At 65.1% G+C, this 15152-nt stretch carries 9 protein-coding genes and 1 pseudogene; 5 read left to right on the top strand and 5 right to left on the bottom strand.

Annotated features, from left to right (window positions below; translation table 11 throughout):
• Positions 1–401: 401 nt before the first annotated feature.
• Together BBIA_RS00110 and BBIA_RS00105 are read right to left on the bottom strand one after the other, a co-directional pair.
• Entirely contained in the window at positions 402–4553 is a 4152-nt protein-coding gene (locus BBIA_RS00110) for a DUF3418 domain-containing protein (RefSeq protein WP_033495111.1), read from the bottom strand.
• 55 nt (positions 4554–4608) lie between these two features.
• Positions 4609–5265, bottom strand: coding sequence for a class I SAM-dependent methyltransferase (locus tag BBIA_RS00105; RefSeq protein ID WP_051923580.1), 657 nt, complete (start codon positions 5263–5265; stop codon positions 4609–4611).
• Positions 5266–5452: 187 nt separating this feature from the next.
• Here BBIA_RS00105 and hflX point away from each other — a divergent pair, with 187 nt between their 5' ends.
• The 3 genes from hflX to BBIA_RS00090 all read left to right on the top strand — a co-directional run bounded on the left by hflX (position 5453) and on the right by BBIA_RS00090 (position 9420).
• On the top strand, positions 5453–6937 hold the full coding sequence (hflX, locus tag BBIA_RS00100; RefSeq protein ID WP_152600615.1) for a GTPase HflX: 1485 nt from the start codon (positions 5453–5455) through the stop codon (positions 6935–6937).
• Positions 6938–7189: 252 nt separating this feature from the next.
• A complete protein-coding gene (locus BBIA_RS00095) occupies positions 7190–8152 on the top strand; it encodes an L-lactate dehydrogenase (RefSeq protein ID WP_033495107.1) in 963 nt (320 codons plus the stop codon).
• 302 nt (positions 8153–8454) lie between these two features.
• Positions 8455–9420 carry a cation diffusion facilitator family transporter gene (locus BBIA_RS00090; protein WP_033495105.1) on the top strand — a complete coding sequence of 322 codons (966 nt, stop codon included), beginning with the start codon at positions 8455–8457 and terminating at the stop codon, positions 9418–9420.
• A gap of 149 nt (positions 9421–9569) precedes the next feature.
• Here the strand turns inward: BBIA_RS00090 and lexA are convergent, their stop codons facing one another.
• Positions 9570–10292: a transcriptional repressor LexA gene (gene lexA / locus BBIA_RS00085; RefSeq protein WP_033495103.1), complete on the bottom strand. Its 723-nt coding sequence runs from the start codon at positions 10290–10292 to the stop codon at positions 9570–9572.
• Positions 10293–10443: 151 nt separating this feature from the next.
• On the opposite strand from lexA, the gene BBIA_RS00080 reads away from it, so the two are divergent.
• Together BBIA_RS00080 and nrdR are read left to right on the top strand one after the other, a co-directional pair.
• Positions 10444–10782, top strand: a complete 339-nt coding sequence (locus tag BBIA_RS00080) for a LysM peptidoglycan-binding domain-containing protein (RefSeq protein ID WP_051923579.1) — start codon at positions 10444–10446, stop codon at positions 10780–10782.
• Between the two features lie 137 nt (positions 10783–10919).
• Positions 10920–11363: pseudogene (gene nrdR, locus BBIA_RS00075) on the top strand (transcriptional regulator NrdR); the annotation flags it as partial.
• A 194-nt stretch (positions 11364–11557) separates the two neighbouring features.
• Here nrdR and serA read toward each other — a convergent pair.
• Both serA and BBIA_RS00065 read right to left on the bottom strand, forming a co-directional pair.
• Positions 11558–12757, bottom strand: a complete 1200-nt coding sequence (gene serA, locus BBIA_RS00070; protein WP_033495102.1) for a phosphoglycerate dehydrogenase — start codon at positions 12755–12757, stop codon at positions 11558–11560.
• A gap of 10 nt (positions 12758–12767) precedes the next feature.
• Positions 12768–15047, bottom strand: coding sequence for a HelD family protein (locus BBIA_RS00065; protein ID WP_033495101.1), 2280 nt, complete (start codon positions 15045–15047; stop codon positions 12768–12770).
• Positions 15048–15152 lie beyond the last annotated feature (105 nt).

Here is a 15152-nt window from a genome sequence, read left to right as displayed (position 1 = left end):
CTGTCTGCGATTGCGGCTGTTGCCGGTCGCCTTGTCCGTTGCGCGTGCCTTTGTCTGTTGTGTCTGTGCTGTTTGTGCGGGCCGTGTTGATTGGGCTGCTGAATGTGGCCGACGGCTGCCGCCGCCTCGCTTGGCGGACGTCTTGCCGGTGGCGTTTTTTCGGGATGTTCCGGTTTTCTTGGTTGCGTTGCTGCGATTCTTGCCCGTTGTGCTGCCGTTGTTGTTGCGCCGGTATGCGCTTTTGCCTGTCGTATCGTCGTGCGATGTGTGATCCGTATGCTTCTGCTGTGTCATCGCAGCGACATTGTAGTCGTCTCGGTTTGGCCGGCGGCGATACGCTTCAAGACAAGACGAAACCGTCACTTGATTGCTGAGGTGACGGTTTCGTCTTCCGCAAGGCGCTAGGCCAGTGCCTTCTTGATGCGGTTGAGGCTCACCGGCTTGGCGGTGCCGAGCTCCTGCGCCCACAGGGACACGTAGAACTCCTCGAGCATCCAGCGCGCGGCGTCCGCTTTCTTAGCCAGTTCTTCGTGCCGCGGCCCGGCTGGTTCGGCCTTGGCGCGGGCCTTGGCCTTGTCTACCAGCTGCCTCGCCTCGTCGGCCTCCCACGCCCAGCGCACGTCGCGGTTCTTATCCGACTTCGCCTTAGCCAGGCGCATCATGTCCGCCTGCAGATAGCGCGGGATGTTCGCCAATGCGTCCGGGGGAGCGGCGCCAACGAATCCGGGAAACACGAGCGTCGTGATGTGCTCTCGCACCGACTGCAGCACCGACAGCATCGGCAGATCAGCCTTACCGGACACGGCCTTGTCGACCTCCGCGTAGCGTTTGAGAATCGCGATCACGTCGTGCGCCACCGCGTACACGGTGTCCTCAAACACTTCTGTGACGCCCAGCACGGCGTCGGCGAGCGCATCGTCGTCCGGCAGCGTGTCCACCTTCGGCAGCAGCCGCTTGACAGCAGCCAGCTGCAGATCCTCCACCAGATCCTTGGTGGACTTGTACGGGGCCGAGGCGAGCATGAGCGCCTCCGCGCCGAGCCAGCGCGACGAGACGCGTTCGGACGGCAGCCGCAGCGCGTCGAGCGCGCCGTGCCAGAGCATGTTGGCGCGCGATTCGGTGGTCGCGCCCGCCTTGTGCAGCAGGTTCGCCTGTTCGACGAGTTTGCCCTGATCGGCGGCCCGGTCGGCCTGCTTCTTGACCATCTGCCGCGCCGACGCTTCCGCTTCGGCCGCGAATTTGCGCTGCAATTCGACCAGTGACTTACCCGAGCCGAGTACCTTGACCGGCCCGCGTCCGCCGCGGCGTCCGCGCGCGTTTTTCGGCGCGGGCAATTGCTGTTCGACCGCGAACGTCATGCGCAGATACGGCGACAGCTTCTCCCACAGGTCGCCGGTGAGCACTTCCGGGTGGATCTGCGCGCCGACGGTCGCGATCGCCGCCTGCGTGAACACGTGCGGCAGATCAGGCCAGGCGGCAGCTCCGGACGTCGCGTCACCGGTCGCGCCGTCCGCGCCGGCCGGCGGCAGGTTCGGCTTGTTGCGTTCGCCCGAACCAGGCAGGTCGGGATAATGCTCGTCGATCCATGCGCGGATCTTACGTGCCGTGTCCGGCGCGGGCACGAACTGCACGCGCAGCGCCTTCGGCAGTGACTTGATCAGCCCCACGATCAGCTCGTCGAGCAGACCGGGCACGTTCCAGCTGAACTGTGCGGGCGTGAGCCGCGAGAGCGCCTTGAGTGGAATATGCACGGTCACGCCGTCGTGCGGGTCGTGCGGGTCGTACACGTAGCTCAGCCGCAGGTCAATCGGCTGGCCGTCCGTGCCGAGCGTGTGCCAGTGGTCCGGATAGTCGGCGAGGCTCACCGACTCGGCCGCGGCGAGACGCTCGACCTTGTCCGGGTCGAAGTCGAGCAGATGCGGATGCTCGTCATGCTCCTTCTTCCACCATTTCGCCAGATCCGCAACGCACGTCACGTCGTTCGGAATAACGGACTGGTAGAAGTCGAACAGATCCTCGTCGCTCACCGTTTCGGCAAGCTGGCGCGTGCGACTCGCGTCGTCGGCCGCCTCATCGAGAATGTCGCGGTTGCGCCCCACGAACTCGTCGTAGCTGAACCGTTGCTGGATATCACCCTCGACCAGGCCCTGCCGCAGCAGGAAATCGCGCGCCTCAAGCGGGTTGATGCGTCCCCACTGCACGGTGCGGTCCTGCACGATCGGCAGGCCGTACAACAGCACCTTCGCGCTCGCCACGGCCGAACCGCGCGAACCCGACCAGTGCGGCTCCGCGTACGTGATGCGCGTGAGCTGGCCGGCCAGCGGCTCCGCCCACGCCGGGTCGATCGCCGCAGAATAGCGCGCCCACAGTCTGCTCGTCTCCACGAGTTCGGTGCTCATCACCCACGGCGGGGTGGATTTGGCCACGCTCGAGGCGGGGAAGAGCGCGAAATGCGTGCCTCGAGCACCCTGATAGTCGTTCTTCGCCATCTTCTGCGCGCGCTTGATCGCCTTCGCACGCGCCGCGCCCTTGAGCCCGGTGAAATCCGATGCCTTCGGCTCGCGGACGATCTGCATGCCCATCATCGACAGCAGTCCGGCGAGCATCGACGTGTGGATGCCCCGGTCGTCCCACGAGCAGCGCAGGGAGCCGGCCGCCTGCTGGTTGATCGGCAGCTGGCGGATCTCCAATCCTGGGCGTGACGCCGGCTGCGGCGTGCCGACCGTGAACTTCAGCTCATGGCACATGTCCGTGAGCTGGTTCACCAGATCCTTCCACTGGCGCACGCGCATCCAGCTGAAGTATTCGGTCTTGCAGATGCGGCGCAGCGCCGAATTGCTCGGTTCGCCGTCCGCCTGGAAGATACGGTCCCAGATGTTCAGGGCGGTCAGATAGTCGCTGGTCGGGTCGGCGTAGCGGTTGTGGATGCGGTCGGCTTCGTCGCGCGCCTCGTCCGGGCGTTCGCGCGGATCCTGCAGGCTCAGGAACGCCACGATCACGAGCACCGCGGCCAGTGTGTCCGGCGTGGTCGACTTCGCGGCCTCGATCACCATGCGGCCAAGCCTGACGTCGATCGGAATGCGTGCCAGCTGGCGGCCGACGTGCGTTAACACCACCTCGCCGCGTTTGCGGGCCACGGCCTTGAGCTCGGTCAGCTCGTTGAAGCCGTCCGAGACGGCCTTCATGTCCGGCGGGTCGATGAACCCGAAATTCGTCACGTCCTCGGCCGTGCGCGCAACTCCCACCGACAGCATGTGCAGCACGACCGCGCCCAGCGACGTGCGCAGGATCTCCGGTTCGGTGAACCGCGGGCGCGTCTCGTAGTCCTCGCGCGAATATAGGCGAATCGCGATGCCGTCCGCGATACGGCCGCATCGGCCGGACCGCTGGTCGGCGCTCGCCTGCGAGATCGGTTCGATCGGGAGCCTTTGCACCTTCGCGGTCTTCGAATAACGGGAAATGCGTGCGGTACCCGGATCGACCACATAGCGGATGCCCGGCACCGTGAGCGACGTCTCGGCCACGTTCGTGGCGATCACGATGCGCTGGTGCGTGTGCGGCTCGAACACGCGGTGCTGGTCCTTGGCCGAAAGACGCGCGAACAGCGGCATGATCTCGATCTCGTCCGGCCGGCGCATGTCGTCGGCGCGCGGGCCGTAATGGCGGCGCAACGCGTTCTCGAACTCGTGGATGTCGCGTTCGCCCGACGCGAACACGAGAATGTCGCGGGCGCCGCGCTCATGGCTTGAATGGATGACCAGTTCGGCGCAGGCGCGCGCCACGGCAGTCGGCATATCCATGTCGGTGTCGCGGTCCGTGTTGCGGCCACCCCCATTGCCGCCCCGCTCCGCGGCGCTCGGCGCGGCCGACAGCGCGGCGTACGCCTCCTCGCCGGGCATTGCGCCGGTCTCGAAACCGGGCACGTTGCGCATGAGCGCCGGCGCGGTGCCGAGCGGCTCATACACGATCTGCACGGGGAACGTGCGACCCGACACTTCGATCACCGGCACCTTCTCGTGCAGCGCGTGCTCGAAATGCTCCTTGAACTTCACCGAATCGATCGTCGCCGACGTGATCACGAGCTTCAGGTCGCGCCGTTGCGGCAGAAGCGCCGTCAGATAGCCGAGCAGGAAGTCGATGTTCAGGCTGCGCTCGTGCGCCTCGTCGATGACGATCGTGTCGTACTGGTTCAGCTTCGGATCGCGCTGGATCTGCGCGAGCAGAATGCCGTCCGTGACGACGCGCAGGCGCGTCTTCGGCGAACTTTCGTCCGTGAACCGCACCTGATAGCCGACCTCGTCGCCGAGCCGCACGCCCATCTCCGCGGCGATGCGTTCGGCGACCGTGCGCGCGGCCAGACGACGCGGCTGCGTGTGCACGATCTGACGGCCGTGAGATCCGCGGCCTAGCTCGAGCAGGATCTTCGGCAGCTGCGTGGTCTTACCGGAACCGGTCTGACCGGACACGATCACGACCTGGCTGTGACGGATGGCCTCGGCGATCTCGTCGCGCGCGGCCGACACCGGCAATTCGGACGGATATTCGAATTTCATATGTTCCTGACTACTGAATGTCTGAATGTCCCGTTGCGTCTCGTTGCTTTAGTCGCTAGTTGTTGTGCACCACTTCGATGACGCGGTACCCCTTGGCCGAATGATACTTCGACACCTCAAAACCGTCTCCGAGCTCGCCGGCCAGCCAAGGGATCAGCGAATCGGCGCCAAGATTCTTCTGCACCACCAGATAGGCGACACCGCCTTCCGGCTTCAGCCGCGGCAGCCACGCCATAAGCAGCGCGTGCAGCGCATCCTTGCCGATGCGAATCGGCGGATTCGACCAGATCACGTCAAAGGCGAGATCGTCCGGCATCGCCTCGCACACGGCCGGCGACTGCGCGGACAGGGGAACGCCCGACTCGTCGGTACGCGTCACATGTACGTTCGCGCAACCGTTGCGCCTCGCGTTCGCGGCCGTCAGCTCCAGCGCGCGCTCGTTCACGTCCACCGCCCACACGTTGGCGTCCGGTGCGGCGAGCGCCAGGGACAGCGTCACCGGACCCCAGCCGCAGCCCAAGTCGAGGAACGTGCCGGACGACGGCGGCTCGGGCACCTCGCGCAGCAGCACCGACGTGCCCAAGTCAAGACGCGAGCCGGAAAATACGCCGTTTGACGTTTCGACCGGGACCTCACGCCCCTGCAACGTCACGTTCAGCGTGCGGCGCACGTCCTTCGAAGTGGGTTCGGCGGAAAAATACTGCTCGGCCATGCCTCTCCTTGCCTGCCTGCGCGCCGCCATGCCAGCCGGCCATCCGGCCGTGAAGCCCGGCGCGAACTCCATGTCGTCCAAAACGATGATAATAAAGACCACCATAGTTCAATCGTGAGTCAAGAGAGCCAGTCAAGAGGTGCCATTGAGCGAGCAAAGCCAGCAGTCCGCCAGCGAAAAGACCGTCGTGAACCAGCCCATCGCGGAGGAGGGACCCGCCTTGACCGGCGTGCTGGCCGACCAGTCGGACGTGCTGCTCGACGCGCACGATCGCGGCGTCGCGTCCTCCGAACAGTCCAACGAGGCATGGGAGGAACGCGAATCCCGTAACCAGCTCAAGCACGTCGCCGGCCTCGGCGAACTGCAGGACGTCACCGAAGTCGAATACCGCAAGGTGCGCCTCGAACGCGTCGTGCTCGTCGGCGTGTGGTCGTCGGCCACGACCACTGCGGCCGCCGCCGAGGAATCCCTGCGCGAGCTTGCCGCGCTCGCCGAAACCGCGGGCGCGGTCGTATGCGACGGCCTGCTGCAGCACCGGTACCGTCCGGACGCGGCCACGTACGTCGGCTCCGGCAAGGCCCGCGAAATCGCCGACATCGTAGCGCGCGAGGAGGCCGACACGATCATCGTCGACGACGACCTGCCGCCGAGCCAGCGGCGTGCGCTCGAGGATGCGACCAAAGTCAAGGTCGTCGACCGCACCGCCGTGATCCTCGACATCTTCGCCCAGCACGCGACGTCGCGCGAAGGCAAGGCGCAGGTGGAACTCGCTCAGCTCGAATACATGCTGCCGCGACTGCGCGGCTGGGGTGGCTCCCTGTCCCGCCAGGCCGGCGGCCGCGCGGCCGGCGCGGACGCCGGCATCGGTTCGCGAGGCCCGGGCGAGACGAAGATCGAAATGGACCGCCGTGTCATCCGCACGCGCATCGCCCGACTGCGCAAGCAGATCCGCGACATGGCGCCGGCGCGCGAGGTCAAGCGCGGCTCCCGCCGTCGCTACGGGCTGCCGACCGTCGCCGTCGTCGGCTACACGAACGCCGGCAAATCATCGCTGACCAACCGGCTCACCGGTTCGGCCGAACTCGTCGAAAACGCGCTGTTCGCCACGCTGGACACGGCCGTGCGCCGCGCCCGCGCCAAGGACGGCCGGCTCTACGCCTACGTCGACACGGTCGGCTTCGTGCGCCGACTGCCCACGCAGCTCATCGAAGCGTTCAAATCCACGCTGGAGGAGGTCGCCGAAGCCGACCTGATCGTGCACGTGGTCGACGGGTCGCACCCCGACCCGTTCTCGCAGATCGACGCGGTTAACGACGTGCTCGCCGACATCGACGGCGCGGCCGACATTCCGCGCATCCTCGTGTTCAACAAGGCCGACCGCATGGACGAGGCGACGCGCGAACGCATCCTCGCGCTCGAACCCGACGCGTACGTCGTCTCCGCGTTCAGCGGAGAAGGCATCGACGGGCTGCGAGACAGGATCGAATCCATGCTGCCCGTGCCCAACGTGCACGTGCAGGCCCTACTGCCGTATTCGGCCGGGTCGCTGCTGTCGAAGATCCGTGAATACGGGCACGTGATCAACGTCGAATACCGCGACGACGGCATGATGGTCGAGGCTGAAGTCGGCAGCCGGCTTGCCGCGCAGGTGGTTGAACAGGCCATTGACTGAGCGCCGGAAGTCGTCCGGGAGGGCTTCGGGAGTGTCATCGCGGCGTGCCGGATATGGCCGGCCGACGACAGGCTGCATATCGACTCGGGTTATGGCCGGTCATCGGCGATGTCGATAGTCGTTGTGAGCAAGATCACAGAATCCGTCGACTACGTGATTTTAGAAACGTCACCGTGTGTGGATAAAGTGAATGTGTTGTTTGGAGAAAAAGCCGACACAATCGGCAGATTTTTAAGAGAGGTCGCTAACAACATGGCTGAATCACTCATCAAGCCCACCAAGCTCGCCGTCGTCGGAGCGGGCGCCGTCGGCTCCACGCTCGCCTTCGCCGCCGCCAACCGTGGTGTGGCCCGCGAGATCGTCCTCGAGGACATCGCCAAGGAGCGCGTCGAGGCTGAAGTGCTCGACATGCAGCACGGCTCCAGCTTCTACCCGACCGTCTCCATCGACGGCTCCGACGATCCGGAGATCTGCCGCGACGCCGACATGATCGTCATCACCGCCGGCCCGCGCCAGAAGCCCGGCCAGTCCCGTCTCGAGCTCGTCGGCGCGACCGTCAAGATCCTCGAGGCCATCATGCCGAACCTCGTCAAGGTCGCCCCGAACGCCATCTACATGCTCATCACCAACCCGGTCGACATCGCCACGCACGTCGCCCAGAAGATCACCGGCCTGCCGCAGAACCAGATCTTCGGCTCCGGCACCAACCTCGACTCCGCCCGCCTGCGCTTCCTGATCGCACAGCAGACCGGCGTCAACGTTAAGAACGTCCACGCCTACATCGCCGGCGAGCACGGCGACTCCGAAGTCCCGCTGTGGGCCTCCGCCACCATCGGCGGCGTTCCGATGTGCGACTGGACCCCGCTGCCGGGCCACGAGCCGCTCGATGCCGAGAAGCGCGAAGCCATCCACCAGGAAGTCAAGAACGCGGCCTACAAGATCATCAACGGCAAGGGCGCGACCAACTACGCCATCGGCATGTCCGGCGTCGACATCATCGAGGCTGTTCTGCACGACACCAACCGCATCCTGCCGGTGTCCTCCATGCTCAAGGACTTCCACGGCATCTCCGACGTGTGCATGTCCGTGCCAACCCTCCTCAACCGTCAGGGCGTCAACACCGCCATCAACACCCCGGTCTCCGACAAGGAGCTCGCGGCCCTCAAGCGCTCCGCGGAGACGCTGAAGGAAACCGCCGCCCAGTTCGGCTTCTGACGAATATCCGACTGACGGAGCGCCTTCCGCGTTGCTCCTCGGTCGCGGTACTCAGTACCGCTTCCCTCGGTGCGCCTTGAAGTCGCACGCGTCAGTCGGATATTCGTTCCGATGCGGCCGCATGAGTGGGTCGTAACGGAGAATCATGCTTGGAACCCCGGCCTTGTGCCGGGGTTTCCTGCGTTTTGGGGCAAATGAGAATGGTTGTGAGAAGCGGTCTCAATCCGGCCGTTTTTGAGGACGACGCAACGTACGGTATTCGGCAAAACAGGCCGAATTGATGAGCAGTGGAGGTGACGATTATGGCGTATGACCATCATCGGCATGAAACGGGGCACGGTTCGGCGAGCGGTTCGACTGCCGCGGACGAATCGCGCGCGCATCAGCGGAGGCTGACCATGACATTGACGCTGACGGGCACTGTGTTCGTGGCCGAGGTCGTGGGCGCGGTCATCACCGGATCGTTGGCATTGCTTGTGGATGCCGGTCATATGCTTACGGACATGTCCGTGCTCATCGCATCCACGGTGACGGCGATGCTCATGCGGCGCAAACCCAGCAACAGCCGTACATGGGGCTGGGCTAGACTCGAAGTGCTCACCGCCGCATGCGGCGCGCTGGTGCTGCTCGTCGTCGGTGTGTATGCGCTTGCGGAGGCCGGCATGAGACTCTTCGGTGGACGTGCCGAGGCCGTGCAGGACGTCGGGCTGCTGCTGTTCTTCGGCATCCTGGGCCTGTCGGCGAATGTCGGTTCGATCTTCATCCTCGCCTCGCAGCGGGCCGACAACATGAACATGAAGGCCGCGTTCCTTGAAGTGATGAACGATGCACTTGGTTCGGTGGCTGTGGTGATTTCCGCCGTGGTGATGATGAGCACGGGCTGGGACGGTTTCGACGCGGTCGCCGGCGGCCTGATCGCACTGCTCATGATTCCGCGCGCCGTGCTGCTGCTGCGCAACGCGGTACGCGTGCTACTCGAGGAAACGCCGGAGGGCCTGGACCTGGACGCGGTGCGCCGGCACATGGAGAACGTGCCCCGAGTGGTGGCCGTGCATGATCTGCACGCCAGCACCGTGTCCACGGGGATGCCGATTCTCATGGCACACGTGGTGGTGGAACGAGACACCACGATGGAACAGGCCACCGAAGTGCTGCGCCAGCTGCAGGATTGCCTGCGCGAGCATTTCCCCGTTTCCGTGCCGCACACCACCTTCCAGATCGAGCCGGAAGGGTACAGCACGCCAAGCGCCGAACAACTCCATCGATGATCGCTCCCTCCGGAAGACGGTGAACGGGAACGCGGGGGATACCGGCTGCCGGCGCCAGCTGCGACGAATGCGCGGCATTGACCTTCGCTTTTTCCCGCGCCAGGCCGGGCGCGGGGCAGTGCTACGAGCCGATCGGAGATGCGCGAACTCTAGAGTTTGCGCAGCACGGTGACGACGCGGCCCATGATCTGCGCGTGGGTGCCGTCAATAGGGGAGTAGGCCGGATTGTGTGGAATGAGCCACACATGGCCATTGTCGTTGCGGAAAGTCTTCACTGTCGCCTCGTCACCCAGCAGTGCGGCCACGATGTCGCCATTCTCCGCGGACTGCTGCTCCCTGACCACCACGAAATCGCCGTCGCAGATGGCGGCGTCCACCATCGAATCGCCATGCACCTCGAGCATGAACAGGTTGCCGGTTCCGGTCAAACGCTCGGGCAGCCGCATGACATCATCCACATGCTGTTCGGCGGTGATCGGCACGCCGGCCGCGATGCGTCCCACCAGCGGTACATCTCGCGACTGGAGGATTGACGCGCTGGCGGCGGTGTCGCGCGGGTCGGGGAACGGCAGCACGGTCGTCGCGCTTGAAGGCGAAGGCTGAGCGACGGGGGTGACCGGGGCGTCCGCCACGATTTCGATGGCGCGCCCCTTGTTGGCGTTCATGCGGATGAATCCCTTTTCCTCAAGCACCTGCAGCTGGTGCTTGACCGATGAGGGGCTTTTGAGGCCGGCGGCTTCGCCGATCTCGCGGAAAGACGGGACGAATCCCTTGTTGGCCACATGGATGCGGATCGCGTCCAAGACCTTGCGCTGACGGTCGGTAAGGGTGCTTTCCTGCGGCCGTTTGGGGGTGAAGGGGATGGTGCTCACGGTCGGCTCCTTTCGTGTTGGTCTCAGCATACCGTGAACTTCACACGAAATCAAACATCTGTTCGACGTGTCGCGTTGCAATTTTCGAACAGCTGTGCCACAATCGGAACAACTGTTCGATAGAACGACTGTTCGAAAGGATGTGGTCGCCATGAACGCAATCGCAGGAACCGCCGGAGCGGTCGGCAGGGGAAGCCGTGCCGAAAGCCGTGTCTCGAAGCTGTTGCAGACCGTGGCGGCGTTCGGCCTGTGCGTGATGATGGCCTCGGCCGTGTTGCTGACGGTGATGCCGTCGAATCCCCGTTCGCTGTCGGCATCAGAGACCACGAGCTATACGGTGCGTCCGGGCGACACGCTGTGGTCGTATGCCGAACGGATCACGCCGCAGGGAGGCGACGTGGCGGAGAACGTCGAGCTGATCATGCGCCTCAATCACATGGACGACACGCAGATCGAACCCGGACAGCAGATACGGGTGCCGAAGGAATGAGCGTGAATGGAACAGACCCGGAGGAACGCCGCACGGCGGGGCCGTTGATGGATGGAAAGGGTCCGGCGCCGGCGGGAGGCCGGCGCGAAACCCCGTGCATGAATGTTTTTCGCATGTTTCACGCTATTGTTGGGAACATGCATTGTCCTTTTTGTCAGCAACCGGATACCAAAGTCGTTGATACCCGCATCAGTGATGACGGGCATTCGATCCGCAGGCGACGCGAATGCCTGAAATGCCACCGGCGTTTCACCACGGTGGAAAGCACCATGTTGCTGGTGACGAAACGATCGGGCAACATGGAGCCGTTCGACCGCAACAAGGTGATTTCCGGCGTGCGCAAGGCATGCCAAGGGCGGCCCATCAACGAAGACGACCTCAAAACACTCGGCCAGCGCGTGGAGGAGGACCTGCGCTCGCGCGGCCTCGCCGAAGTCCGCTCCGAAGACGTGGGCAAAGCGATCCTCGCCCCGCTCAAGGAGCTCGACGAGGTGGCCTACCTGCGATTCGCCAGCGTGTACCAGAACTTCAACGGGCTGGAGGATTTCCAGCACGCCATCGACGAACTCAGGGACGAAAAGGCCGCGGCTGCCGCCCCGCGACCGAATGATGCAGTCTGTGCGACGTCACGGACAGCTATGCGCGGCACGGAGCCTTATGCGTCGCGGCCGTAGCGACCGGCTCAACACGGGTCAACACAGGCGAGGGGTGGGAATGTTCGCACATTCCCACCCCTCGCCTGGATATATATGCGTGCCGACCGCACACAGCCGGGTCAGCTGATGACCCTCATGCGGATCGTGCCCTCGATGTTGCGCAGGGCTTCCAACGCCTCCTGGCTTGGCGTCTGCGAGACATCGGTTACCACATAGCCGAGCTCGCCCTCGGTGCCGAGGGCCTGGGCTGCGATATTGATGTTCTCCTCGCCGAGGACGCGGTTCACGCGGGCCAGCACGCCCGGAAGGTTCGCATGCAGGTGCGCGATGCGCGCCGTTCCCGGCAGCGAGTTGAGCGTGATTTGCGGCATGTTCACCGACAGCATCGTGGAGCCCTTGAACCAGTAGTCTTCGAGACGCTGCGCGACGAAATGGCCGATGGCCTCCTGCGCCTCAAGCGTGGAGCCGCCGATATGCGGGGTCAGGATCATGTTGTCCTCCTCCGCCAGCGACGTGGAGAACGGGTCTCCCGTCTTCTTCGGCTCGACCGGGAACACGTCCACGGCCGCACCGGACAGGTGCCCGGAGTCCAGATGCTGCTTGAGCGCATCCAGATCCGCCACAAAACCACGGGACAGGTTGATGAAGATCGCGCCCTGCTTCATATGCGCGAACTGATCCTCGCCGAAGAAACCGGTGTTCGACTTGCGCCCGTCGACATGCAGCGTGACCGCATCCGACTGTTCGAGCAGCTCATTGAGCGTCTCGCAGCGCTGGGCGTTGCCCATCGCGAGCTTTTCCTCGATATCGTAGAACACGACGCGCATGCCCAGAGCCTCGGCGAGCACGGACAGCTGCGAACCGATGTTGCCGTAGCCGATGATACCGAGCGTCTTGCCGCGCACCTCGTGCGAGCCGGTGGCGGTCTTGTCCCACATGCCGTGGCGCATGTGGTGCGTGTGGGCCGGAATGCGGCGCAGCAGGCAGATGATGTCGCAGATCACCAGCTCCACCACGGAGCGCGTGTTGGAGTACGGCGCGTTGAACACGGCGATGCCCTTCTTGCCGGCATAGGGCAGGTCCACCTGATTGGTGCCGATGCAGAAGCAGCCTACGGCGGTCAGGTTCGGTCGGGCGTCGATCACCTTGCGGGTCACGCTGGTCTTCGAGCGGATGCCGAGCAGATCGACGCCGTCAAGCGCCTCGATCAGCTCGTCCTCGCCCAGTGCGCCCTTGAGCGTCTCGACCTCGAAGCCGTGGTCGCGCAGCGATTTCGCGGCGAACGGATGAATATTTTCCAATAACAGTGCTTTGGGCATGGTTCCCACCTTAGATGGTCAGATCGTTTTCGTCATCGGAGGTCCGCACTATAAGCAGCCTCTGGGTCGGTCGGGTCATCGCCACGTAGAGGTCCGAGGCGGCGACCAGACGCGAGGGGGCCTCCTGCTCGATCGCGCCCGGCTCCACGACGACGACCGCGTCGTATTCGAGTCCCTTGACCTCCTGCGTGTCGCAGACAGTCACCTGTTCATCCCACGCGTTCTGCGCCGCGAGGCGCTCGAACTCGACGGCGTCGAGTGCTCCGCGCAATGCCGCGCGGATGTGCGCGCGAACGTCGTCGCGCAGCGAATCAGGCGCGATCACCGCCACACGGCCGGTGCCGTCGCGTCCGACGAACTCGCGGGTCAGCTCCACGGTGCGGGCCGCAACGTCGTCAAGCAGCGAGGCACGATCCTCGACGACGACGCGCCGCACCGAATCGGGAATGCGGCGCACGGCCTTGACCGTGGAAATGTACAGTCCCTCACGTTCCGCGAACTGCGAGGCGAGGTCGGAAACCTCCTGCGGGTTGCGGTAATCGATGGTCAGCTCGTTGAGATCCCAACGGCCCTCGCCGAACACGCGGTTCATCGTGCGCGCCCAGGTGCGCGTGCCGCCGAGCGCGGAGGTCTGTGCCACGTCGCCCACGATGGTGAACGAACGAGAGGGGCAGCGGCGCACCAGCATGCGCCAGTCCATCGCGGTGAGTTCCTGCGCCTCGTCTACGACGATGTGCCCGTACGTCCATTCGCGGTCGTTCGCCGCGCGCTGCGCGGTCAACTCCACGTCGCCGCCGTTGATGTTGTCCACCAGCATCTGCGCGGTGACGATGCCCGAACCGATGCCGGCCTGGGCAAGCGTGTCACGAGCGAACTGCTCCTCCTCGGCACGCGCCGCATCCTTGTCTCCGGCACGGTTCGCGGCCTTCGGATCAGGGCCGAGCAGCTCCATCGCCTCGTCGAGCAGCGGCACGTCCGAACGGGTCATCGGAGAGCCCTTCGGACGGCCGAGCGCGTCGGCCTGCTCCTGCGTCAGCCACGGCGCCATCCGGCGCAGCCGTTCGGGATGCGCCCACAGCTGGTCGATCAGCCAGGTGGCCGTCATCGGCAGCCAGGCGAGATTGAGCGTCTTGCGCACCTTGTCGTTCATGCGCAGCAGCGACGTGACGCGCGACATCTCGGACTCGTCCGGCGTATAGTCCAGCTGCTCCGCATATCGGGCGCGCAGCGACGAGAGCATGCTCTTGACGAACGTCTCGCGGGCCTTGTTGTGCGGCTGATGCGTGCGCCGCGCGTCGGCCTGCGCCTGTTCGATGTCGACCGCCTTCATCGGCACGGGGAAACCGTTGACGTTGATCGTCGGCAGGTCGGCCGGTACCCGCACGCGCGCCGCGACGGCGTCGGCGACGAGCCGCGCCATGCGGCGGTCGCCCTTGAGCTGGGCGGCGAGCGGCTCGTCCGTGGCCGTGATGGAGAAGCCGGGCAGCAGATCGGCGATAGTGCGGCTCACCACGCCGGTCTCTCCCAGCGACGGCAGCACCTGGTCGATGTAGCGCAGGAACGTCGGGCTGGGGCCGACCACGAGCACGCCGGAACGTTCGAGCATGCGCCGGTGCGTGTAGAGCAGATACGCCGCGCGATGCAGTGCGACGGCCGTCTTGCCGGTGCCCGGGCCGCCCTGCACGACGACCGCGCGGTTGAGATCGGACCGGATGATGCGGTCCTGTTCGGCTTGGATCGTGGCGACGATGTCGGTCATTTTGCCGGTGCGCCGCGAGCTGAGCGATGCCAGCAGCGCACCCTCGCCGGTCAGCGTGCCGGAGGCGGCCGCGTCGTCGATCTGGCTCGAATCGACGTCGAGCACCTCGTCCTCGATGCCCACCACCTCTCGGAAACGCAGCGTCAGATGACGGCGCATCACGATGTCTCCACGGTGGGACGGCGTCGCCTCGTAGAACGGGCGGGCCGCCTCCGCGCGCCAGTCGGTGAGGATCGGCTCGTGGTTCTCGTTGGACAGGCCGATGCGGCCGATATAGCGCCGGTTGCCGTGCGAGTCGTCCAGACGGCCGAACACGAGGCGGTCCTCGACGGCGCGCATCTGCGTGAGACGGTCCTCGTACATGGTGGCGAAGGAGTCGCGTTCGGTACGCTGGGTGGGTGATCCGTGCGAACCGGCGGCCCTCACCGTGTCAAGACGCGACTTGACCTGCGCCCGCAGCGCGTCGAGGCGCGCGTACGCCCGGTCCACCGCGCGCTGCTCCTCCTGGATCTGCGACGAGTAACTCGACATGACCCTCCGTTTCGTATGCAAGTGCCGAAAAACTCAGGCATTCCAATCTACTCCCAGGCCCATACCGTACGGCGGCGAACGCGCGGGTGAGAGTGAACTTCCGAT

Origin of the sequence: Bifidobacterium biavatii DSM 23969 (assembly GCF_000741165.1) — a bacterium.
In the GTDB taxonomy this organism is placed as follows: domain Bacteria; phylum Actinomycetota; class Actinomycetes; order Actinomycetales; family Bifidobacteriaceae; genus Bifidobacterium; species Bifidobacterium biavatii.
Note: the sequence above shows the minus strand (reverse complement) of the source record. Positions and strands in the feature narration are given on the sequence as shown.

What these genes read in the sequence shown, in the direction of transcription:
- BBIA_RS00110 (WP_033495111.1), bottom strand. Translation starts at nt 4,553, where the DNA reads ATGAAATTCGAATATCCGTCCGAATTGCCGGTGTCGGCCGCGCGCGAC.
- BBIA_RS00105 (WP_051923580.1), bottom strand. Translation starts at nt 5,265, where the DNA reads ATGGCCGAGCAGTATTTTTCCGCCGAACCCACTTCGAAGGACGTGCGC.
- BBIA_RS00095 (WP_033495107.1), top strand. Translation starts at nt 7,190, where the DNA reads ATGGCTGAATCACTCATCAAGCCCACCAAGCTCGCCGTCGTCGGAGCG.
- BBIA_RS00090 (WP_033495105.1), top strand. Translation starts at nt 8,455, where the DNA reads ATGGCGTATGACCATCATCGGCATGAAACGGGGCACGGTTCGGCGAGC.
- BBIA_RS00080 (WP_051923579.1), top strand. Translation starts at nt 10,444, where the DNA reads ATGAACGCAATCGCAGGAACCGCCGGAGCGGTCGGCAGGGGAAGCCGT.
- serA (WP_033495102.1), bottom strand. Translation starts at nt 12,757, where the DNA reads ATGCCCAAAGCACTGTTATTGGAAAATATTCATCCGTTCGCCGCGAAA.
- BBIA_RS00065 (WP_033495101.1), bottom strand. Translation starts at nt 15,047, where the DNA reads ATGTCGAGTTACTCGTCGCAGATCCAGGAGGAGCAGCGCGCGGTGGAC.